The organism is Dictyoglomus sp. NZ13-RE01, assembly GCA_002878375.1.
Taxonomy (GTDB): Bacteria; Dictyoglomota; Dictyoglomia; order Dictyoglomales; family Dictyoglomaceae; genus NZ13-RE01.
In genome coordinates, this window is record NIRF01000019.1 from 1 (window position 1) to 21,753 (window position 21,753).

23 protein-coding genes and 2 pseudogenes are annotated in these 21,753 nt (G+C 32.4%); 11 read left to right on the plus strand and 14 right to left on the minus strand.

Annotated elements, in window-relative coordinates:
* Positions 1-598: hypothetical protein (locus tag CBR30_09070; GenBank protein PMQ00814.1), on the plus strand; the 598-nt coding region annotated here is incomplete at its 5' end.
* 22 nt (positions 599-620) lie between these two features.
* Here the strand turns inward: CBR30_09070 and CBR30_09075 are convergent.
* The 5 genes from CBR30_09075 to CBR30_09095 form a co-directional block, all read right to left on the minus strand.
* Complete coding sequence (locus CBR30_09075; protein ID PMQ00815.1) at positions 621-1,652, minus strand: hypothetical protein; 1,032 nt, start codon at positions 1,650-1,652, stop codon at positions 621-623.
* 119 nt (positions 1,653-1,771) lie between these two features.
* Positions 1,772-2,788, minus strand: a complete 1,017-nt coding sequence (locus CBR30_09080; protein ID PMQ00816.1) for a LacI family transcriptional regulator — start codon at positions 2,786-2,788, stop codon at positions 1,772-1,774.
* A gap of 1 nt (position 2,789) precedes the next feature.
* Positions 2,790-3,623, minus strand: a complete 834-nt coding sequence (locus CBR30_09085; GenBank protein PMQ00817.1) for an ABC transporter permease — start codon at positions 3,621-3,623, stop codon at positions 2,790-2,792.
* Entirely contained in the window at positions 3,620-4,504 is an 885-nt protein-coding gene (locus CBR30_09090; GenBank protein PMQ00818.1) for an ABC transporter permease, read from the minus strand. The genes CBR30_09085 and CBR30_09090 overlap by 4 nt, the downstream gene beginning before the upstream one ends.
* A 10-nt stretch (positions 4,505-4,514) precedes the next feature.
* Complete coding sequence (locus tag CBR30_09095; GenBank protein PMQ00819.1) at positions 4,515-5,708, minus strand: ABC transporter substrate-binding protein; 1,194 nt, start codon at positions 5,706-5,708, stop codon at positions 4,515-4,517.
* A 233-nt stretch (positions 5,709-5,941) separates the two neighbouring features.
* Between CBR30_09095 and CBR30_09100 the strand changes: the two genes are divergently transcribed.
* Positions 5,942-7,579: an alpha-amylase gene (locus tag CBR30_09100; GenBank protein PMQ00820.1), complete on the plus strand. Its 1,638-nt coding sequence runs from the start codon at positions 5,942-5,944 to the stop codon at positions 7,577-7,579.
* Between the two features lie 36 nt (positions 7,580-7,615).
* On the opposite strand, the gene CBR30_09105 is transcribed toward CBR30_09100, so the two are convergent.
* From CBR30_09105 to CBR30_09130, 6 genes are all read right to left on the minus strand, one after another.
* Complete coding sequence (locus CBR30_09105; GenBank protein ID PMQ00821.1) at positions 7,616-8,881, minus strand: PTS ascorbate transporter subunit IIC; 1,266 nt, start codon at positions 8,879-8,881, stop codon at positions 7,616-7,618.
* Between the two features lie 24 nt (positions 8,882-8,905).
* Entirely contained in the window at positions 8,906-9,181 is a 276-nt protein-coding gene (locus tag CBR30_09110) for a PTS ascorbate transporter subunit IIB (GenBank protein PMQ00836.1), read from the minus strand.
* A gap of 16 nt (positions 9,182-9,197) precedes the next feature.
* Positions 9,198-9,656 (minus strand): hypothetical protein, encoded by a 459-nt coding sequence (locus CBR30_09115; GenBank protein ID PMQ00822.1) that lies wholly within the window; start codon positions 9,654-9,656, stop codon positions 9,198-9,200.
* 107 nt (positions 9,657-9,763) lie between these two features.
* Positions 9,764-11,428, minus strand: coding sequence for a phosphoenolpyruvate--protein phosphotransferase (ptsP, locus tag CBR30_09120; protein ID PMQ00823.1), 1,665 nt, complete (start codon positions 11,426-11,428; stop codon positions 9,764-9,766).
* Positions 11,425-13,182, minus strand: coding sequence for a hypothetical protein (locus CBR30_09125; protein ID PMQ00824.1), 1,758 nt, complete (start codon positions 13,180-13,182; stop codon positions 11,425-11,427). The genes ptsP and CBR30_09125 overlap by 4 nt, the downstream gene beginning before the upstream one ends.
* Complete coding sequence (locus CBR30_09130) at positions 13,169-13,447, minus strand: phosphocarrier protein HPr (protein ID PMQ00825.1); 279 nt, start codon at positions 13,445-13,447, stop codon at positions 13,169-13,171. The genes CBR30_09125 and CBR30_09130 overlap by 14 nt, the downstream gene beginning before the upstream one ends.
* 184 nt (positions 13,448-13,631) lie before the next feature.
* Between CBR30_09130 and CBR30_09135 the strand changes: the two genes are divergently transcribed.
* Positions 13,632-14,033 (plus strand): desulfoferrodoxin, encoded by a 402-nt coding sequence (locus CBR30_09135; protein ID PMQ00826.1) that lies wholly within the window; start codon positions 13,632-13,634, stop codon positions 14,031-14,033.
* A gap of 15 nt (positions 14,034-14,048) precedes the next feature.
* Positions 14,049-14,537: a ferritin gene (locus CBR30_09140; GenBank protein ID PMQ00827.1), complete on the plus strand. Its 489-nt coding sequence runs from the start codon at positions 14,049-14,051 to the stop codon at positions 14,535-14,537.
* A gap of 34 nt (positions 14,538-14,571) precedes the next feature.
* Here the strand turns inward: CBR30_09140 and CBR30_09145 are convergent, their stop codons facing one another.
* Positions 14,572-14,769, minus strand: a complete 198-nt coding sequence (locus CBR30_09145) for a hypothetical protein (GenBank protein ID PMQ00828.1) — start codon at positions 14,767-14,769, stop codon at positions 14,572-14,574.
* Positions 14,770-14,848: 79 nt separating this feature from the next.
* Here CBR30_09145 and CBR30_09150 point away from each other — a divergent pair, with 79 nt between their 5' ends.
* From CBR30_09150 to CBR30_09180, 7 genes and pseudogenes are all read left to right on the plus strand, one after another.
* Positions 14,849-15,286 (plus strand): osmotically inducible protein C, encoded by a 438-nt coding sequence (locus CBR30_09150; protein ID PMQ00829.1) that lies wholly within the window; start codon positions 14,849-14,851, stop codon positions 15,284-15,286.
* A 7-nt stretch (positions 15,287-15,293) separates the two neighbouring features.
* Positions 15,294-16,148 (plus strand): rubrerythrin family protein, encoded by an 855-nt coding sequence (locus CBR30_09155; GenBank protein PMQ00830.1) that lies wholly within the window; start codon positions 15,294-15,296, stop codon positions 16,146-16,148.
* 168 nt (positions 16,149-16,316) lie between these two features.
* Positions 16,317-17,504 carry a hypothetical protein gene (locus tag CBR30_09160; protein ID PMQ00831.1) on the plus strand — a complete coding sequence of 396 codons (1,188 nt, stop codon included), beginning with the start codon at positions 16,317-16,319 and terminating at the stop codon, positions 17,502-17,504.
* Between the two features lie 163 nt (positions 17,505-17,667).
* Complete coding sequence (locus tag CBR30_09165; protein ID PMQ00832.1) at positions 17,668-17,958, plus strand: transcriptional regulator; 291 nt, start codon at positions 17,668-17,670, stop codon at positions 17,956-17,958.
* Positions 17,936-18,619: a hypothetical protein gene (locus CBR30_09170; GenBank protein ID PMQ00833.1), complete on the plus strand. Its 684-nt coding sequence runs from the start codon at positions 17,936-17,938 to the stop codon at positions 18,617-18,619. Before CBR30_09165 ends, CBR30_09170 begins: the two co-directional genes overlap by 23 nt.
* Before the next feature lie 36 nt (positions 18,620-18,655).
* A pseudogene (locus tag CBR30_09175) lies at positions 18,656-19,506 on the plus strand (ABC transporter ATP-binding protein).
* A pseudogene (locus CBR30_09180) lies at positions 19,503-20,068 on the plus strand (hypothetical protein). Before CBR30_09175 ends, CBR30_09180 begins: the two co-directional pseudogenes overlap by 4 nt.
* 45 nt (positions 20,069-20,113) lie before the next feature.
* On the opposite strand, the gene CBR30_09185 reads toward CBR30_09180, so the two are convergent.
* Together CBR30_09185 and CBR30_09190 are read right to left on the minus strand one after the other, a co-directional pair.
* On the minus strand, positions 20,114-21,469 hold the full coding sequence (locus tag CBR30_09185) for a deoxyribodipyrimidine photolyase (GenBank protein ID PMQ00834.1): 1,356 nt from the start codon (positions 21,467-21,469) through the stop codon (positions 20,114-20,116).
* An 83-nt stretch (positions 21,470-21,552) separates the two neighbouring features.
* Positions 21,553-21,747 (minus strand): hypothetical protein, encoded by a 195-nt coding sequence (locus CBR30_09190; GenBank protein PMQ00835.1) that lies wholly within the window; start codon positions 21,745-21,747, stop codon positions 21,553-21,555.
* Positions 21,748-21,753: the final 6 nt, after the last annotated feature.

Here is a 21,753-nt window from a genome sequence, read left to right on the forward strand (position 1 = left end):
ATTAATTCCAAAAGGGACAGTTTTTATCTTTGATAGAGAATTTACATATAGAAGACTGATGGAATTTCTAAAAGATAAAGGGATGAATTTTGTTATCAGGTTAAAGAAGAATGTTTATGTAAACGAGAAGCTAATAACCATGTTGCCAAAAGGGATTTATGAAGGAGTTCTAATTCATGGGATAGTAGCAAATGTATACATAAGAGGATATGAAGTGATGAATGGGAAGGAAGATTTTTACGCATATGTAACAAGTTTGCCAAAGGAGAGGTTAAGTTGGGGGCTATACAGAGAAAGGATGAAAATAGAGGAGATGTTCAGGAATGAGAAAAATGAGTTCAATTTAGAATTTTTAAGTTATATAGATGAGGAAGAAGTTTTAGGGAGATGGTTAGTAGTATTTATGGGAGCATTGTTAGTTATTTACTTAACATCAAAAGTAGAGAAGGGAGAGCATAGAATAAAGTTATTAAAGGAGGAATTAAAGAGAGGAATAATAAGCTTCATAAATTTTGCCTTAAGAATAATTGAGATATTAAGATTGAGATTAAAGATAAGCAAGAAAGGAAGAATTGTGCCTATGATTGGGGGTGATTAAAAGTGATTACAGATCAGTTCTTTTAAAGGTTTATTGGAGACTCTGAAGTTTTTCTTATCATAATCTCTGCAGGAAGTATAATTTGATGATTTTCTAATGGCTCACCTTTTAGAATAGAAATTAGAAGTCGAACTGCCCATTCTCCAATCTGAGATATTGGTTGTCGAATTGTAGTAAGAGGAGGATAAACATATTCAGAAAGAGATATACCATCAAAACCAGTAACAGCTGGATTTCGTCCTATGTCCAAATCATACTCATACGATTTTTTCATGATTCCAATAGCAATAAGATCGCTACAACAAACAATAGCTGTAGGAAAAGGATTTAAATTCATAATTAAATCCATAGCCCTATATCCGCCTTCTTCTCTCTCATATCCCAAAAGAATATACTTTTCATCAATCGAAATTCCTCTTTCTTTTGTAGCTTCCATAAAACCTGCAAGTCTTTCTCTAACATAAAAATATTCTAACGAAGGCCCCACAAAAGCTAAAATACGGTGTCCCTTGTTTATAAGATAGTTAGTAATTTTATATATTGCAGACCTTCCATCTACATCTACATATGAATAATCTACTGACAAATCATTACGTCCAATAGTAACAAACGGAAATTTTTCTTTAATCAAATAATTTATCCTATCATCTTTTACCTTAATGCCATCGAGGATGATACCATCGACACGACCAGTCTTAACAAGTTGCTCAAGAATATCTACAGCATTAGAACCTAAAGGACAAACAGAAACAAGAATATCATAATGAAATTTAGAAGCTGTATCAATGATCGACATTAAAAGTTCGTTAAAAAATGGATCTGAAACCCTTTCTTCTGGTGGTGAAGTTACAAAACCAATAGTATTTATAGAAGCTCTTTGTAAGCCTCGTCCTAATATATTAGGCTTATATCCAAGTTCTTCTATAGCTTGAAAAATTTTTTTCTTTGTCTCCTCTGAAACTCTTGCTTTATTATTTATAACTTTAGAAACAGTCTGATAACTTACTCCTGCCTTCTTTGCTACATCTTTTAAAGTAACCCACTTTTTCCTCACAAAGACTCACCCACCTTTAGGTGAACGTTCGTTTAAAACTATAATAAATAAAAAAATACTTTGTCAAGCTCTAAGCTGATATGTTCGATAAATAACCTTCTTTTAAAAAGATAAGGACCTTACAATTTTTGTTTACAGCTTCCTCTGATTTTTAGTTGAGGTTGTAAAACTACAATTTTTGTTTCTAATTCTTTTCCCTTTAAGATATCTAAGAGGGCTATTGCGGATAATTGCCCCATTTGAAAGATAGGTTGGGATACAGTGGTTAGGTTGAGGTATTGAGCAATTTCTAAGTCATCGTATCCAACTATTGAAAAATCTTCAGGTAACTTTACATTTTTCTCTTTAAAGTAATCCAAAAGACCAATAGCTTGAAGATCTGAAATAGCAAAAATGGCGGAGGGAATTTTGCCCTTTTCTAATATAATTTGACCTGCTTTTCTTCCCCCTTCTTTTGTTGTAGGAGTATAAACTATATTATCTTCTATAAAAGGTAAATTATATAGATATAGAGCTTTTTTATAACCTTCTAATCTTAGACTTCCTACCGCAAAACCAAAGGGGGGATTTTCCAAGGGCTCATTTATATGGAATATCTCTTTATGACCTAACTCAATAAGATATTCCGTAGCAATAAATCCCCCCAATACATTATCTACTGAGATTGAATAAAAATCTTGATGGTATGAATCTACAAGAACCGTAGGAATGCCAAGGTTTTGAAGAGCTTTTGCCTCTTTATCTAACAAATGCAAACTAATGATAATTAAACCATCCACTTTCCCTTTTATAGGTAGAACCCTAAAAAATCTATTTCTACTCTCATCATTAGCTAAGTTAAAGAGAACTATATCATACTGAGTATCAGAAAGAACACTACTAATTCCTCTAATTACCTCAAAGAAGAATGGTCTTGTAAAAATAGGTGCAACAATACCAATAAGATAAGTTTTACCCTTTGGTAAAGAACGGGCTGCATAATGGGGAGTATAATTTAACTCTTCAATAATTTGAAGAACTTTTCTCCTTGTTTCCTCACTTACGTGAGGATCTTGATTCAATACACGAGAGATTGTTCCAACTCCAACCCCTGCAATCTTTGCTATATCTTTTATAGTAAGTTTTTTACCTTTCATTTTATCTTGTAGTCCACCCTACCATTCCTTTTATATAATATCTTTGCAAAAAGGCAAAAATCAATAGGGGAACAGACATAGCAATGATTGTTCCCGCTGTTAAAGCTCCCCAATCTACGTGATAGACTCCTCTCATAAGAGGAATTCTCTGAGTAATTAGAAGTTTATCAGGAGAATAGATCAAGATTAGGGCTAAGAAAAAATCACTCCATACCCACATGAATTGCAGAACCGATGCAGAAAGGAGGGCAGGTAACGCAACAGGTAATATAATTCTGAAAAATATTGTAAAATCTCCAGCACCATCTATTTTTGCTGCTTCTTCTATATCTGTTGGAAGAGTTATAAAGAAGTTTCTTAAGAAAAAGACAATCCAAGGTAATCCCCATGCAGTATGAACCACTATTAAACCCAAGTATGTATTTAATAGCTTTAAATTATTCATAGTTTGAAAGATTGGGACTGCTATCATTTGTTGAGGAAGAGACATTAAAAGAACTATAGTTATGAAGAGATAATTTTTAATAGGAAAACTAAATCTTGCAAATCCATAACCTGCCAAAGCGGATATAAAGAGAGGAAAAATAGTTGAAGGAAATGCAACAAGTAAAGAGTTTTTCATTCCCTGAGATAATGGCGCAGTAGGATGCCTCCAAGCATTAATGAAGTTTTCAAAGGTTATATTAAAGTTTTTAAGGTTCCACCATCCGTATATAACCTCGTTTAAAGGTCTTATAGCGGTCATTAATACTCCCAGAAAAGGTATTACCCAAAGAATAGCAATGATCCCTGCAAGAATATATTTTAATAGTATAAACAAGCTATTTCTCTTCATTTTTTCTCACCTTGTGTATTAATAATCATAGGAATACTTACTAACAGAGTTAAAAGCATTAAAAAAGTTGAAACCACCGCTGCACTATTAAAATCAAATTGTCTAAAGGCATAAAAATACATCTGAAGAGCTAATACATTAGATGCTCCTCCAGGTCCTCCCATAGTTGCTACATATACAATATCAAAGATCTTTAATTCCCAAAGCAAGGTCATAGTTACTACAACAATGGTTATAGGTTTAAGTAGAGGAAGAGTTATTTTAAAGAAAATATCTTTAGAAGATGCTCCATCAATTTTTGCAGCCTCATAAATCTCTTCTGGAATTGTTTCCAAGCCTGCAGAGTATATTATCATACTAAATCCAGTCCAAAGCCAAATAGATCCAAAAATGAGAGATAAAAGAGAAGTTTCTGGGTATGCTGTCCACGTTTTTGGAGTTATCCCTACAACTCTTAAAAAGGTATTTAATATACCTACGTCCTTATCAAACATAAATCTTAAAAGAACTCCTCCAATAACCATTGGAGTTATCATCCCTAAGAATATGGCGGATTTAAATATGAAATTATATTTCAAATCTCTGAACAAAACAGCAAGAAAAAGACCTAAAAGAGTAGTTAGAGGAAGATGTATCAAAATCCATAGTAAATTATGGAGAAGGGCTCCCAGGGGGAATCCCCTGGTGAACCCCTCTAAATCTATTATCTCTTTACGACTTAAAACCTCAACATAGTTCTTCAAAAAGACAAAACTACCATCCTTTGATACAAAACTTAGTCCAATAGTTCTAAAAACTGGATATAAAACAAAGGCTATGATAAGTATCAAAGCTGGTATAAAAAATATACTTTGAAGAACTCTTTCTTTAAGTCGTAACATTTTCTAACCCCTACTTCTTTGGTGCTTTCTCATCTAAAGTTTTTAATACATCATCTACTCTTTCAGGTCTTACCCAGAGAAGTTTTAACTGATCCCAAAAAGTAGCCTGAAATTCTCCACCAATACTATCATCTAAGTCAGGAAGTGCAGTTTTTCCTTTCATTAAATTAGCTACTTCTCTATCTACAGGTGGGTAGGAAGACAAAGGCACATGAATATTTGTAGCAATATGTCCACCCTGTCTTACTTGAATCTCTTGACCTTTTGTCACTAAGAATTGTGCTAATTTCTTTGCTTCCTCTGGATATTTAGTATACGCTGGAACAAATAAATAATCTGCTCCAAAAACTATTCCTCTTGCTCCAGGAAGAGAGAATACTCCTAAATCAGATGGATCTTTAACCATTCCAGTAATCCAACTTCCCATAAAGTATAATCCATAATCTCCATTCCACCACATCTGAAGAGCCATAGTCCATTCAGTAGGCTCTCCAAAATATCCAGCCTTAAGTAGAGGAACTAACCTATTTTCAAATATTGCTCTTACTTTAGGATCTGTCCATCTAACTTTTCCTGCAATCAAATCTAAGTTTAGTTGTGGTCCACCAAAAGTTGCTAAGAAATGCTCAGTTACATCAGAAAGTGGCCAACCAACACCATCCCCACTGGCTATTGGAGCTTTAATTCCTGGAATTTGCTTTATCTTTTTCAATAAAGAAACAAAACTTGTCCAGCTATTAGGAACTGTAAGATTGTTTTTTTGGAAGAAGGATTTTCTATACCAAAATCCTGGTTTTACTTTTCCTGTATATACTCCACCATAAATTTTATTTCCAATTTTTACTGCATCCAAGGAGCCTTTTACAAAATCTTTCTCATTTATTAATCCTGTAAGCTCAAGAACATGTCCTTCTTTTGCCTTCTCTTTGATAAACCATGCCCACATGAAAATTACATCACCAGGAGTAGTCTTTGCTGAAAATTGTGCTGGAAGAAGGGTTGCAAGATCTTCCGCTCTATAAATCTTATATTCTACTTTTATTCCTGTTTCCTGCTCAAAGGCTTTAAGGACAGGCATAAATCCTTCCATTTCAGCGCCTGCCCATCCACTGATTACTGTTAATGTTTTTTGCTGAGCGGATGTTAAAGAGGAAAGAACAAGCAAGGAAATTAAAAGAATTGATACTAAAATACCTTTTCTCATCTTTAAACCCCCTTAAAAATATACTTTTTGGAAACTATTCCTACGAAGAAATTTTTTATTAAACTACCTTCTCACCCCTTTTCTTTTTTATTTATATTGAACCGTTTCCAAAAAATTATATTATTATATTATACCGGTGTCAAGAGTAAATTAGTTTTTGTATGTTGATAAGATATGTTTAAAATATTAAAATCTGTTATCCTAAAAAATTATAAAAGAAAGGAATGTTGGAAATGTCTTGGTGGAAGTCTGCAGTTTTTTATCAAATATATCCAAGAAGCTTTTTTGATAGTAATGATGACGGGATAGGAGATTTAAAGGGAATAACTAAAAAATTGGACTATTTAAAATGGCTTGGAATAGATGCTATTTGGATATCGCCCTTTTTTAAATCTCCTATGTTAGATGGAGGTTATGATATATCGGATTATTATGATGTGGATCCTATATTTGGAACCATGAAGGACTTTGATGAGCTCTTAGAAGAGGCTCATAAAAGAAATATAAAGGTTATTATTGATCAGGTCTTTAACCATACTTCAGATCAGCATCCATGGTTCCAAGAGTCAAAAAAGGATAGAACAAATCCTAAAGCGGATTGGTATATTTGGATGGATCCAAAGCCAGATGGCTCACCCCCAAATAACTGGATATCCTTTTTCTCTGGAAGCAAGCCTCAAAGTGCTTGGGAGTGGTGTGAAGAAAGAAAACAATACTATCTTCATTTATTTGCTAAGGAACAGCCTGACCTAAATTGGAGGAATGAAGAAGTTAAAAAGGCCATATTTGATGTTATGAGGTTTTGGCTTGACAAGGGAGTAGATGGCTTTAGATTTGATGTGGTAAGTTCCTTTTTTAAAGATCCAAAATTTAGAGATATCGTAAAAAGGAAAAAAGTCATTGCCCCTGGAGAAATAACTCCAATAAAAGAATATCATATCTTCCCTTTTGTAGGAAGACCTGAAACCTTTTTATTGATAGAGGAAATAAGAGATTTATTAGATTCCTATGAGCCTGAAAGAATTGGCATTGGTGAAGTTTCCTCCTATAGTGGACTATTTTTCTACCTTTTGTTTACCCTTCCTGGAAGATTACATCTTGCTTTTAACTTTGATTTTTTACATAATCTCACCTTTGATGCCCATGTGATTTATAATCTAATTAAAAATCAGGAGGATCTATTTGAAAACTTATCTTGGCCTTGTTATGTTTTGGGAAACCATGATGTTTATAGATATATATCCCGCTTAAGATATCTTTTGAGGGAAGAAGGAAAAGAAATAGAACTTCCAAGAGATCTTGTATCTAAACTAATGGCTACTTTACTTCTTACTTTAAGAGGAACTCCCTTTATTTATTATGGTGAAGAAATAGGAATGGAAAATACACCTATTCCTTATGAAAAAATAGAGGACCCAATGGGAAAGGCATTATGGCCTGAGAAAGAAGGAAGAGATACAGCAAGAACCCCCATGCAATGGGATGATTCAAAATATGCTGGATTTTCTAATGTGGAGCCTTGGTTACCAGTAAACGAAAATAAAACTTATGTAAATGTAGAGAAAGAAAAGAAAGATAAAAATTCTATCCTGAATTATTACAGAAATTTAATTTATAAAAGAAGAGAATCTTTAGCATTAAAACTCGGAGATCTTGAATTTGTAATTCCTGGAATAAACGATATATTAGCCTATATGAGGGTTCATGAAGAGGAAAGGAAATTAATAATATTAAATTTCAGTGATAAAGAAAAGAAAATATCTATTGATTATAAAGGTAAAATATTTATTGGAACCCATAGGGAAGAAGGAGAAAAAATAGATGGAGAGATTAATCTTCTTCCCTTTGAAGGTTTGGTAATAGAGGTTTGAAAAATAAGGGACGGCTTATAAGCCGTCCCTTAAAAATTATTTAAATAATCTTCCAATTAAGCTTATTAAAATTCCAAGCCATTGGAAGTCTGAATCTCCAAAAGTTGTATTCTCAAAACCAAGATTTCCAAGGGCTGGTAATAATAGTGCTGCACCAAAACTAATTATAATACCATTAACAAAAGATCCTAATATCGCCCCTTTCTTTCCACCTGTTGCATTACCTAAAACTCCTGCTGTACCTCCTACAAAGAAATGTGGTACCAATCCAGGAATTATAACTGGAAGTCCTAAAAGTGGCATTATCAACATAGAAACTATGCCACCCAAAAAGCTAAAAATAAACCCTATTATTACTGCATTTGGAGCATATGGGAAGGTAACAGGACAATCTAAAGCTGGTTTTGCCTCAGGGACAATTTTATCAGAGATACCTTTAAATGCGGGAACTATTTCTGCTACGATCATTCTAACTCCATAAATTACAACTCCAACACCAGCAGCAAAAGTAAGAGCTTGTACTATAGCAAAAACAATGAAATTTTGTCCTCCACTAAGTTTACTTTCAACATAACTGCCCCCTACTGCAAAGCTTGCAATAAGGAAAACTATAATCATAACTAAACCTGTTGCTACTAAAGACTCTCTTAAGAATCCTAAGCTTTTTGGAAATGACAGTTTTTCTGTACTATCTTCAGGATTTCCTACAAGTTTGCCAATTGTTCCAGATACAAAGTATCCTAAGGTACCAAAATGCCCTAAAGCAATATCATCAGAGCCTGTAACCTTTCTCATGTATGGGTGTATCCATGCAGGCATGAGTACTTGCATTAAACCAAGAATTATTGAGCCAACTATAATAAGCCAAACTCCACTCAGTCCTACAGTACCTAAAGTGGCAGAGATAAGACATGCCATGTAGAAACTATGGTGTCCAGTCAACCATATAAATTTAAAAGGTGTAATACGAGCAAGAAGAATATTCACGAGAAAACCAAATACCATAATTAAGGCAGTTTCTCTTCCTAAAGTCTTTTGAGCAATTGCTACTATTGCTTCATTATTAGGAACTACTCCTTTAATTCCAAATCCAACCTCTAACATAGGACCTAATGCATTTAGAGAACCAATTAAGGTTACTGCTCCAGCCACCAAAATAAGAAATCCCAGCACACTTTTAATACTTCCACTTATCACTTCAGAAAATGTCTTTTTCTGTACTACTAATCCCACAAAAGCAACAATTCCTACTAAAATTGCCGGCACGCTTAAAATATCTTGGAGAAACTTAAGAAAACCCATGAAGATACCTCCTTTCAATTAACTTTATAAATTTAAAACTTTTTTGAGACCATTCACAAACTCTTCAACATTTACAAAATTCTTTACCGTTACAATCTTTGATTTTATGTCCCCCAATTGTTGAGCTAATTCCTCAGAAGTTATTATTATGTCAGCATCAGAACCAGCTCCTTTTGCTGTCACTATATCAGCTGTAACAACCTCAGCATTCAATCCTAACTCCTTTACAGCTTTTTCTACCGTCATTTTTAAAATTAAAGAACTACCAAGACCCATTCCACACACTGCTAATATCTTCAATCTTTTTGTCTCCATCTTAATTCACCCCATTAAATTGTTTTATAATTTCAAAAATTTCTCTTTCTTCTTTAGCTTGAATAATTTTTTTCACTAAATCATCATTTGACAAAATTTCTGAAAGCTCTTTTAAAGCCTCCAAATGCTGTTCATTATCTATAGCTGCAAAACCAATAACAAGCTTTACCGGATCATTTTGAGGATTTCCAAAGTTAATAGGTTCTTCTAAGGTTATAAGAGCAAAACACGGACTTATAACACCATCTTCGGGTCTTGCATGAGGAAACGCTACTCCTGGCACAATCACAATATAAGGTCCTAAACTTTCAGCCACCTTTATCATTGCATCTATATATCTTTCCTCTACACATTGGGTCTTCACCATCAATTCTCCCACATTTCTAATAGCATCTTTCCAATCTTTAGCTTTCACATTCACTCTTATCCTTTCTAAGGTGAGCAAATCTAAAAGCCTCATAGTTTCCTCCCCAGAGTTTCTTAATTTAAAATTAAAATAAAACTTGTTATAATTCAATCAAATTAAAAATATTATTTAGCAAGTTAATTCTTTCAAAACTTTACTAATTATATATTCTCCAAAATTCTTTCATAATTTTTTTCTAAAATCTCTTCTAATTCCTCTTCTTTCAATTTATCAAAAGAAATATCAATCTTAGAGACTTTAGAACTTAATAACTTAATCATTGGTACTTTTAAAGGAGCAACACTAACCTCATCTATATCCAAAGAGTAAAGGAGAGGAAAAGCCTTTAGGTCTCCTCCTAATTCTCCACAAATACCTATCCATTTCCCAAATTTATGAGCAGAATCTATGGCTTCTTTAATTAATTTCCAAAAAGAAGGATGATAAGGTTTATAAAGATAGGAAACTTTTTCATTTGTTCTATCAGTAGCAAAAGTATATTGCAATAAGTCATTCGTCCCAAGACTAAAAAAGTCCACTAAAGGAGCTAAATTATGAATGTTCAATATTGATATAGGTGTTTCAAGCATGATCCCTATAGGAGGTACATCATATTCTTTTCCTTCACTTTTTAGTTCTTCCTGAGCTTCTTCTATTATTTTTTTCGCTTTAACAATTTCTTCAGAAAAATTAACCATAGGAAACATTAAATGAATATTATTACCTTTTTTTGCTCTTAATATTGCCTTTATTTGGGTTTTGAAAAGCTCCTTTTCATGTAAAGACCATCTTAATCCCCTAAGTCCTAAAAAGGGATTTTCTTCCTTCTCAAACTTAATATAAGGAAGAAACTTATCCCCACCTATATCTAAGGTCCTAATAATTACTGGATATTCTGAAAATAGATCTCCAACTTTTTTATAAACTTCATATTGTTCTTCTTCTGATGGAGGATTATTTCTTGATAAAAACAAAAATTCTGTTCTAAAAAGTCCAATCCCCATGGCTCCTTGTTCCAAAGCCAAATATGCATCTTCCAAACTTCCAATATTACTTGCTATTATCAAACTTTTATTATTCATCTTCTTTGGGATGTAATTTTTAAAAAGTTTTGACTCTTCCTGAATTTTCCTAACTTTTTCATATAACTTTTTGTATCTATCAACCTCTAATGGGGTCGGATCTAATATAAGGATACCTTTTTCTCCATCTATGATTCCCAAACTTTTTTCTTTTATTTCTGATATATCAATCCCAATAACAAGAGGTAAATTGAAATTTCTAGCAATTATGGAAAGATGAGAAAGTACTCCACCTTTACTGCTAACAATACCTAAAAGATTTTCCTTCGGAAGATTAATTAATTGCCATGGAGTTAACTCTTGAGAAACTAAGATGGAAGGTTCATTTAAATTTGGATAACTTTCATCCCTAAGAACTCTAAATATCTCCTGCTTGAGAGCTTCTATGTCTTGAGCTCTTGCTTGAAAATAACTATCCAAACTCAGGAATTCTTTTTTGAATTTTTCAATGGTTTCTTCTAAAGACCTTTTAAAATCTAAACCATCTTCTATTTTTTCATATAAATATTCCTGGAAGTATGGGTCATCCAATAAAAGAAGATAAAAAGAGACTAATTCCTTCTCAATTTCACTTAAATTATTTATCTTACTCTCTAAGTCCTTTTTCAATATTTCTTTTGCTTTATTCCATAGGGATTTCGCCTCTAATCCTTTATAAGAAAAATCCTCTTCTTTAACTCTCCAAACAAAAATTTTACCTATACCAATTCCAGAAGATGCAGGAATTCCTTTTAGCACCCTCATTTTTCTATACCCCTTTCTACTGAATAGAACAATTTAGTGATGTAATTCCTATTCGCCTTACTTAATCTCTTAAAAGACAAAGAAGATAGGATTTCTTGAGAAAGCCATATAGTCTTGAAAGGATCAAAAAGATGAAGATATAAATAGAAGGACTTATTTTTTAAATTTTTAAATAGCAAAAACTTTTCCTCCATAGGTTCATCCTTAGAAAAAATCCAAAATATCCTCTCCTTTACAGGAATAATCTTAAAATTTCCATATATATAAGAATTTAGTTCTTCCTCATTATTTATCTCAAAAACATCAATAAATACCTTTTCTTCATAAAGGCTGTAAATATATTTTTTAAGTTTTTCTCCTTCTTCCTGAGAAAAGAATGGAGAAATTAAAAGATATGGTGATTTAAAATCAGGGAGAGGAATAGTACTAACGTATATAAAACCTCTGCGTGGAAGTTTTGTAAGATCCCGAATAGAAGTTATTCCTATAATTTCTACTTTATCTAAAATTTTTTTAATCTTCTCTGCTAAAATATTTGCAGTTAAAACTCCCGATGGACATATTACAATAATCTTCTTATTTTTAGCTAATTTCTCCAAAACTCTAACCAAATGTAGAGTAATATATCCTTTTTCCTCTTCTGGAATATATAAATTTAATCTTTTTGATAATAACTCTGATAATTCTGAGGATATATGATATAAAATAGGATAACTCCTTTTTATTTTCTCTAACATAGGATTATAAATTGTTATATTGTTTTTGATTTTAAAAATAGCATTCTGCAAATGCGTAATAAACAATCTTATGACGTTATTTCTAAAAGAATAAGAATTAAAAAATTCTTTTTCTAAAATATTTTTTAACCTTTCATCTTCTTTGAGAAGAGACTTACCTGATTCTAAATCTGAAGATAAAAGATATAAGTTTAAAAATTTTCGTTCCTCCTCTGAAATGTTAACATTATAAAAATCTTCAAGAATCTTGTATTGAGAGGCTAAACTAAAATCTTCAAGATTAATTTTTTCTACTTTGAAGTCTTGAATTATTCTATTTATGGTTATTCCAATTATTAATAACAATTGGAGAAAACTATCATCAGTAAATTTTATGTTTAAATTCTTTTCAATCTCATTAAGAAAACTAATAATCCCCAAAAAGGAAACAGAAACAATCCGATTCCAAGGTGCAGAAATTTTGTGGTTTGATAATATGCTTTCTAATAATTTACCCTTTTCTTCTTCAGATAGATCCTCTAAGATTAAATCCAAAAGGGCTTGTCTTTTAAACTTTTCTTCCCCTTCTAACTTAATCCCATAATGAGGCTTTGCTATTATAAAAAGATTGTGCTTTATTACCCAGTTTTTAACTTGCTTAAAATCCTGAATAACAGTTGGATGACTAACTCTGAACTTTTCCTCCCAATTTTCAATTGTTATTTTTTCTTGAGAAAGTAAAAGATCAAGAATCATAATCTTTTGTCTCTTTTGTTTTGATAATTTATCCTGAAGACTAATTAAAGAAAAAATCTCATCACAAGTTTTTCCATTAAAATTCTCTAAGGTTACTCCTTTATAAGGAATAATTTTTATTTCAATACCATATTGATACAAGAAATCCTCAAGTTCTCTTATCTCTCTCCTAATAGTAGACAAACTATATTTTGTTTTCTCAGCAATTTCTTCTATGCTCAATGGCTGAGAAGACTCACATAATAATCTTAAAATTCTCTCTTTTCTATCAATTTTCCCCATTACCTTCCCCTAAACCCGACTCTATAAGTTCAGAAAGAGTCTTTAAGGCTTCTTCTTCATCTTCTCCCTCAACTTCTATTATAATTTTAGTTCCCTTATTTGCACCTAAAGTTAAAACTTTCAAAATACTTTTTGCATCTGCTTCCTTTCCATTGGCTTTTATGGTTATTCTGCTCTTAAATTTACTGGCGGTCTGGACAAAAATAGCAGCAGGACGTGCGTGTAATCCCGTTTTATTCTTTAAAGTTAACTCTTTTACCTTCATTTTTCATCCTCCTTTTTTTTATGAAACAATTTTTAAGGTATTTTTTCAAGAAATGACAAAAACTATTTTTTGAAAATTATTATTTCAAAACTTAACTATTTCGTAAAAACAATGAGATAATTCTTTTAATCTGTGGTATAATAAAATTAAAATTATTTTTATTTTAAAAAATGGAGGTGCGCCTATGGCGGAAGTAAGAGAGATATATATAAGAGAGATATATAAATGTGAGATATGTGGGAATATAGTGGAAGTTTTACATGGAGGAAAAGGTACCCTTGTTTGCTGTGGTCAACCCATGAAAAAACTTGTAGAAAATACAACTGACGCTTCATTGGAAAAGCATGTGCCTGTTCTTGAGCCTGCAGAAAATGGAACCATTGTTAAAATAGGATCTGTGCCACATCCCATGGAAGAGACCCATTTCATTGAGTGGGTTGAGGTTAGAAATAAAGAGGGAAAGACTGTAAGAGTTTTTCTAAAACCTGGCGATAAGCCAGAGGTTTTCGTAGGATGGAAAATTGATTCCATAGTAGAGGCTCGTGAATACTGCAATCTACACGGTCTCTGGAAAACTTCAAAATAAGAGAGGTGATTTTAAGTGATTTCTAAAAATCTTGAGAAGGCTATAAATGAACAAATTAATAGAGAATTTTTCTCCGCGTATCTTTATTTATCAATGGCACAAAACTTTGAAGCAATGAACCTTAAAGGGGCTGCAAACTGGATGTACAAACAGTATAAAGAGGAATTAACCCATGCAGAAAAACTAATTGAGTACTTAAATGAGGTTGGAGGAAGAGTAGTACTTGAAGCTATAGAAAAGCCAAAAACAGAATGGAGCTCTCTTTTAGAAGCCTTTGAGGATACATATAAACATGAGGTTTTTATCTCCCAAAATATTCATAAGCTCATGGAGCTTGCTATAGCAGAAAAAGATTTTCCAACCCAGAACATGCTACAATGGTTTGTAAAGGAGCAAGTCGAAGAGGAAGAACAAACCCTCTACATCGTAAACCTACTTAAGATGGTTAAAGATTCTGTACATGGATTAATTCAGGTGGATATGCTCCTTGGAAAAAGAGAGTAAAAAATAAAGGGGGGGAGAATTTTCCCCCTTCTTTCTATCCTTTGTAGGTAGACATATTTAGGAGCTTATAAAGAGGACAGTATCTAACAGCTGAAGTAAACACTAAAATAAACCCTATTATGTGTAGAATTACACCCCAGGCAGTGCCAGAGACTATACCCCATTTTGTAAAATGAGGAAGAAGCATCCCAACGATTACCCTTATGATGGCATCAGTTTTCCCAACGTTCATAATCTCCCCCCTTTTTATTTTTGATTTAATATTATATAATAATTATGTATTAAAATAAATACTTTAGGAGGTGTTTTTTATGGCGACCAATAAAACTATAAAAGTAAGCACAAATTGGGCTGGAAACTTTCTTGTAGAAGCAAAGGTAAGGGAGCATACTGTTTTAGTAGATCAGCCAGAAGCATCTGGTGGACAAAATAAAGGACCAACCCCATTAGAATATCTTTTTGTTTCTCTTGGTTCATGTGTTGTTACTATTGGATTAATTGTGGCAAAGCAGAAGAGATTAAATATAACAGGGCTTTCTGCTGAAGTAGAAGGAGATATAAACTACGATGTTTTACTTGGAAAAGAGAAAGAGCCAAGGGCAGGTTTTTATGCAGTTAGAGTAAGGGTAAAAGTAGAAGGTGATCTAACAAAGGAAGAGAAAGAAGCCTTTATAAAAGAAGTAGAGTCCAGATGTCCTATTGCAGATAACCTTTTGAATACAACTCCTATTGAGGTTACTGTAGAATAATTTATCTATGAAAGAGCTTCTCATTCTTCAAAGAAATGAATTAACAGAACATTATATATACAAGAAGTTAGCAAGCAAAATAAAGGATAGTCATAACAAAGAGATTCTAAATAGACTATCTAAGGAAGAATTAGGTCATTATGAAAGATTAAAAGAGATTACAAAAACTGAAGTACAGATAAACAGGCTAAAATACTTCTTCTACTTGATCGTCATAAAAATATTTGGGTTTACTTTTGGACTAAAATTGATGGAAAAGGGAGAAAAATTAGCCCAAAAAAGATATGAGAATATTTTAAACCTTTCTCCCCAGGTAAAAGACATTGTATTTGACGAAAAAGAGCATGAAGAAGAGATACTAAGTATATTAGATGAAGAGAGATTAAAATATGTAGGGTCTATGGTTTTAGGGCTAAGTGATGCTTTAGTAGAGCTTACAGGGGTCTTAGCAGGACTTACCTTCTCCTTGAGAAATACTCAGCTTATTGCTCTCTCAGGGCTTATAACAGGGATCTCTGCATCTCTTTCCATGGCAGGCTCCGAATATCTATCCACAAAATCAGAAGGAAAAGAGAAAAATCCAACTTTTGCAGCCATAATAACAGGCATAACCTATGTTTTGGCGGTATTTTGCCTAATTCTTCCCTACTTTTTATTCAAACACTATGCTATCTCCTTTCTATTTAGCATAATATTTGCAGTACTTCTTGTATTTATCTTTACCTTTTACATCTCTATTGCCCAAGACCTTGAATTTAGAAAGAGATTTTTTGAAATGATTTTCATCATATTTTTGGTATCCACTATAACTTTTCTCATTGGAAACCTCGTTAAAACCTTTTTGGGAGTAAAGGTGGATTGATTGGTAACGCGTGACGGGTGACGAGTGACGCGTAATGGGTGACAATTAGGGAGCAGGGAGAAAAGCCCTGCTCTTTTTTTTATGTTTTTCTAAAACCTTTTATAATATTAAAAAATATTTGAAAAAATGATATAATATAATAAAATTTCCGATATGGGGGTGTAGAAGATGATTAAAATTAAAATTTTTATTTCCCTTTTAGTACTTATCTTTCTAATTTCAGGATGTTCTCCACAGCAACCTATACAGCCACAACAACCTAACTCTTGGCCAAAAACTTTTGGCGGACCTAATGATGATGTGGCATATTCTATTAAGAAGACAAGCGATGGTGGATACATTGTGGCTGGATATACAGAGTCTTTTGGAATGGGAGGAAAAGATGTATATATTTTAAAGCTTGATGCAAATGAGAATTTAATTTGGCAAAAAACTTTTGGTGGAAGCGATGATGAGTGGGCAAATGCTATTCAAAGAACAAGCGATGGTGGATATATTGTCGCTGGAACTAAACTTGTCCCAAAAGGAGGGATTAAATATGATTACGATATATACATTTTAAAGCTTAAATCAAACGGGGATTTAGATTGGGAAAAAACTTTTGGCGAAGAAGGCACTGATGAGAAAGCATTCTCTATTATAGAGACAGCCAATGGATACATCGTTGCTGGGTCTAAAGGAGGAGATGCGTATATTTTAAAACTTAATACAAACGGAAATTATGTCTGGGATAAAACTTTTGGTGGATATGATGAAGATGACGCATATTCCATTCAACAGACAAGTGATGGTGGATACATTGTTGCCGGAAGGAAATACACTACAAATAGATTTGATGTATACGTAGTAAAATTTGACGCGGATGGAAATAAAGTTTGGGAAAACACTTTTGGTGGAAGTAAATGGGATGAGGCATATTCCATTCAACAGACAAGCGATGGTGGATACATTGTGGCTGGATATACAGAGTCTTTTGGGAAAGGATGGAGAGATGTATATATTTTAAAGCTTGATGCAAAGGGAAATTTAATTTGGCAAAAAACTTTTGGTGAAAACGCTGATGAGTGGGCAAATGATATTCAAAGAACAAGTGATGGTGGATATATTGTCGCTGGATTAACTTGGTCCTTTGGGGCAATAGCAAGTGATGCTTATATTTTAAAGCTTAATGCAGACGGGAGTTTAATTTGGCAAAAAACATATGGTGGAAGTAATTGGGATTCGGCAGCTTCCGTTCAAGAGACAGACGATGGTGGATACATTGTGGCTGGACATACAGACTCTTTTGGGATGGGAGGAAAAGATGTATATATTTTAAAGCTTGATAAGGATGGTAACACTTACCCTACTAAATGAGTGACGGGTGACGAGTGACGGGTGACAATTAGGGAGCAGGGAGAAAATCCCTGCTCCTTTTTTTAATTATTTTATAATCCACTTATTTGCTCTTCCTTGACACTTTTAGGAAATCATTCTATAATCATTTAGAAGGTTATCTAAATGTTTAAGAAGGGCACATATGGATTTAGTTTTTAAAGCTTTAAGTGATGAGACAAGAAGAAAGATTTTAAAACTTCTTTCTGAGAGGGATATGACTGCAGGGGAGATTGCAGAAAAATTTGAAAAGTCCTGGGCTACTATATCCCACCACTTAGATGTTTTGAAACAAGCAGGTCTTATTACCGATGAGAGGAGAGGAAAATACATAGTATACTCGCTAAATACTACCGTTTTTCAAGAGATACTAATCTGGTTTATGGATACCCTAAGTAAAAGGGAGGATAAAGATGAAAAGTTACAAGGTGAGTAGAGAAATTTTAAGAAAAGACCTAATTATTATATTACTCATTCTACTTATGTTTATTATAGGTTTTGTAAGTTATCCTTTTCTTCCTGAAAAAATTCCCATGCATTGGAACTTTAAGGGAGAGATTGATAGATATGGATCAAAATTTGAGGGCGTTTGGGCTATACCTTTATTAACCTTGTTTTTGTATCTTGGTTTATTATTTATCCCTTACATTGATCCTGAGAGAGAAAATTATATAAAGTTTGAAAAAGTCTATCAGATAATTAAGCTGTCATTGGTTATAGTTCTTTCTATTTTATACTACATTACTATTATTGTTGGTTTAGGTGGTCCAAAGGATCTTATTCCTAAGATTGTTCCAATTACTATTGGAATACTTTTTATTATCCTTGGAAACTATATGCCAAGAATAAAGCACAATTGGTTTGTAGGAATTAGGACACCATGGACCCTATCCAATGAAGAGGTATGGAGAAAAACCCACAGATTTGGCGGATACCTATTTGTAATTTCTGGAATACTTATGATAATAACTGGATTTTTGCCTCCTTATTGGAATTTTGTATTTTTGATCCTTTCGGTCTTCCTTTCTGGAGTACTTTCTATCTTTTATTCCTTTATCCTTTATAAAAGGATAGAAAATAAGAAGGGGGAATTTTAGGACCCATTACCTATTTTATATTTGGGAGAAAGTAGAATGAATGCAATAGAGACCTATGGTCTTTGTAAGTATTTCAAAAATAAAAAGGCAGTAGATGATTTGAATTTAGAGGTACCAAAGGGTGTTATCTTTGGATATTTGGGACCAAATGGTGCCGGAAAAACTACCACCATAAGACTCCTTCTTAATTTAGCAAAACCCAAAAAGGGATATGCCATAGTTCTTGGAGAGGATATTACAAAAAGCAAGAACTATTTAAAAAAAAAGTAGGCTTTCTTCCTGATGTTCCCAATTTTTATAACTATTTTACCGCTAAAGAATATTTAGAAACTCTTTCAGAGATAATCAATGTAGATAAGAAAAGAATTGGCACTTTCTCAAGAGGTATGAAGCAGAGACTTGGCATTGCACAAGCTCTTCTTAAAGATCCCCAAATTCTCATATTAGATGAACCTACATCCGCTCTTGAGCCACAGGGCAGAAAAGAAGTGCTTAATTTAATATCTTCTTTAAAGGGTGAAAAAACCATATTTTTCTCAACACACATTCTTTCAGATGTGGAAAGAATATGTGATAGGATAGGAATTTTAAAAGATGGAAAGCTCATACTTAATGATACAATTGATAACCTAAAAAAGAAGTTTTCAAGAAGAATTATTTCTATAGAAGTAGATAAAAGGCAAATTTTATATGAGAAATTAAAAGAAAAAAGCTGGATTGAAAAGATCTCTTTTAATAACAAAAATACTTTAACTTTACAAGTAAAAGATATGGAAATTGCGCAAAAAGAGATCATTAAAATGATTTATGAAGAAGATCTTACACTTTTCCATTTTGAATTTTTAGAGCCCAGTATAGAGGATATATTCTTTGAGGTGACATCATGATCTGGAAATTAATGAAAAAGGAAGCAAAAGAGCTTTTAAAAACAGGAAAATTTTATGCTCTTCTTTTTGCCTTTATATTTTTTGCCATTCCAAGCCCAGTCATTTAGCTATGGGGGTTGATAGGAAAAAATGGTTTCTTTCTAAATTTTTATTCCAAATTTTTACAACCACCTTTCTTATTTTCCTATCCTATATCCTTTGTGCATATTATACTTATTTTCTTTTCTCTAAGCTTTCCATCTATAACACCTTAGCCTCTACTCTTCTTTACATTTTATATATCCTATTTATCCTCTCTTTAACTACTTTTTCAAGCTCCTTAGGAAATAATGCTATTCAATCTGCAGGAATATTTTTTGGAATATTTATCCTTTTTAACCTTTTATCCATATTTCTTAATTTTGAACAGTATAATCCCATGAGTCTTTCTTCCCTTCAAAATCAATGGATAGTAAATGGAGCTATATGGAAAGATGCCTTTAAAAACATCATTTTTACTCTCCTCTACTCTATTATTTTAATAACCATAGGTATAATTTATTTTGATAAACAGGAGTTATAAATTTTTAAAAATTTTCTGGAACAAGGAAGGGAGATAGCATCTCTATTATATTGTAATCCATTTTTTCACATATTTATGTATATCAAACTTTTTTTCTAAGCCTTTATCACTCATATACCTTATTTTCCCAAAAATTTTTCTTTCAGTCCAAGGTCTATCGTGGACTCCGAAACACCAAGATATTCCTGCGTATCCATTTGGATCTCTTCCATCAAGTTCGTATTTATCATTTAGATAGCAGGCTATATCAAAGGCTTTTTTGGGATGAACTGTCCATTCTATTAATTTTTTTGCCCAATACATCCTCATATAATTGTGCATCTTTCCCGTAATTAAAAGCTCTTTTTGGGCTGAATTCCAATATACATCATGGGTTTTTGCGTTTTCAAGTGTATCCATATCATAGATATAATCTCTTTTGTCTGATAAATGCTCTTCCAATGTTTTTTTAGCCCACTCTGGAATACCTTCATAATAGTTGTAAAATTGGTTATAATAACAAAAATTCCTTGCAAGCTCACGCCAAACTACAGCTTCATTATAAAAAGATTGGACATTTTCATCTTGAAAATCATAATGCTTTAATATCTCTACCATAATTTTTTGAGAGGAAATCTGACCAAAATGTAGATACGGGCTTAAATTTGATTGGTAATCCTTACTTGGGTCAGACCTAAAATCCTTATAGTAGCTTAATTTTCTTTCTATAAAATCCTTTAGCTTACTTTCAGCTTCGTCAGATCCACCTTTATAATATATTTCTACGGTAGGTATAGATTTATCTATATTCAAAATGTCAATATAGCTTTGCACTTCTTCAAAATTTAGACTTTCTAAATCAAGTTCTGTTTTTATTTTTGGTTCTAATTTTTGATAATCGTATAAAAATTCAAAAAATAAATTTTCAATTTTCTTTCTGTATATATAGGCATACGGAACCATATCTTTTGAAACCACTTCTATTGGAACGATAACATCTGTTTCAACTTCAAAGACTTTAATATCTGATTTTTCTGCTACTTTATATCTCCAATTTCTTTGGGTTTTAAGATAGCTTTTATCAAGGATAATACAAAAAGCATCTTTACTTAAAGACAAACATCCATTTACAAAATCATTCTTCCTTATAATAAAATTTATTCCTCTTTTCTCTATATCTTTTTTAGTTTTTATAATTCCTTCTAACATAAATCTGTAATATCTTTGGTTAGAATGTTTATATTTATCTGTAATAAAAAAAGCTACAACCACCGGTTTTTTATATTCATTGGCTATCTGTATAGCAAATTCAAGAGCATGATTATAATCTTCCCTCTGAGCATTTTCCATACAATATAAAACATACTTTCCGGAAAAATTAAAATCCCTATCATTAAGTTGATTTATTCTCTCTTTTCTCATGTTCTATATTATAACTGCTTTTTTCCTACGTAATATTATAAATGATTACAGGTCAGATTTTAATAGCTGATCTGTAATCATTTTTAATCACCCCCAATCATAAGCACAATTCTTCCTTTCTTGCTTATCTTTAACCTCAATCTTAATATCTCAATTATTCTTAAGGCAAAATTTATGAAGCTTATTATTCCTCTCTTTAATTCCTCTTTTAATAACTTTATTCTATGCTCTCCCTTCTCTATTTTTGATGTTAAGTAAATAACTAACAATGCTCCCATAAATAC

Bases quoted from the DNA above. Each gene is read 5' to 3' on its own strand.
- CBR30_09080 (PMQ00816.1), bottom strand. From the start codon at position 2,788: ATGAAAGGTAAAAAACTTACTATAAAAGATATAGCAAAGATTGCAGGG.
- CBR30_09085 (PMQ00817.1), bottom strand. From the start codon at position 3,623: ATGAAGAGAAATAGCTTGTTTATACTATTAAAATATATTCTTGCAGGG.
- CBR30_09090 (PMQ00818.1), bottom strand. From the start codon at position 4,504: ATGTTACGACTTAAAGAAAGAGTTCTTCAAAGTATATTTTTTATACCA.
- CBR30_09095 (PMQ00819.1), bottom strand. From the start codon at position 5,708: ATGAGAAAAGGTATTTTAGTATCAATTCTTTTAATTTCCTTGCTTGTT.
- CBR30_09100 (PMQ00820.1), top strand. From the start codon at position 5,942: ATGTCTTGGTGGAAGTCTGCAGTTTTTTATCAAATATATCCAAGAAGC.
- CBR30_09105 (PMQ00821.1), bottom strand. From the start codon at position 8,881: ATGGGTTTTCTTAAGTTTCTCCAAGATATTTTAAGCGTGCCGGCAATT.
- CBR30_09115 (PMQ00822.1), bottom strand. From the start codon at position 9,656: ATGAGGCTTTTAGATTTGCTCACCTTAGAAAGGATAAGAGTGAATGTG.
- ptsP (PMQ00823.1), bottom strand. From the start codon at position 11,428: ATGAGGGTGCTAAAAGGAATTCCTGCATCTTCTGGAATTGGTATAGGT.
- CBR30_09125 (PMQ00824.1), bottom strand. From the start codon at position 13,182: ATGGGGAAAATTGATAGAAAAGAGAGAATTTTAAGATTATTATGTGAG.
- CBR30_09130 (PMQ00825.1), bottom strand. From the start codon at position 13,447: ATGAAGGTAAAAGAGTTAACTTTAAAGAATAAAACGGGATTACACGCA.
- CBR30_09135 (PMQ00826.1), top strand. From the start codon at position 13,632: ATGGCGGAAGTAAGAGAGATATATATAAGAGAGATATATAAATGTGAG.
- CBR30_09145 (PMQ00828.1), bottom strand. From the start codon at position 14,769: ATGAACGTTGGGAAAACTGATGCCATCATAAGGGTAATCGTTGGGATG.
- CBR30_09150 (PMQ00829.1), top strand. From the start codon at position 14,849: ATGGCGACCAATAAAACTATAAAAGTAAGCACAAATTGGGCTGGAAAC.
- CBR30_09155 (PMQ00830.1), top strand. From the start codon at position 15,294: ATGAAAGAGCTTCTCATTCTTCAAAGAAATGAATTAACAGAACATTAT.
- CBR30_09160 (PMQ00831.1), top strand. From the start codon at position 16,317: ATGATTAAAATTAAAATTTTTATTTCCCTTTTAGTACTTATCTTTCTA.
- CBR30_09165 (PMQ00832.1), top strand. From the start codon at position 17,668: ATGGATTTAGTTTTTAAAGCTTTAAGTGATGAGACAAGAAGAAAGATT.
- CBR30_09170 (PMQ00833.1), top strand. From the start codon at position 17,936: ATGAAAAGTTACAAGGTGAGTAGAGAAATTTTAAGAAAAGACCTAATT.
- CBR30_09185 (PMQ00834.1), bottom strand. From the start codon at position 21,469: ATGAGAAAAGAGAGAATAAATCAACTTAATGATAGGGATTTTAATTTT.
- CBR30_09190 (PMQ00835.1), bottom strand. From the start codon at position 21,747: ATGGGAGCATTGTTAGTTATTTACTTAACATCAAAAATAGAGAAGGGA.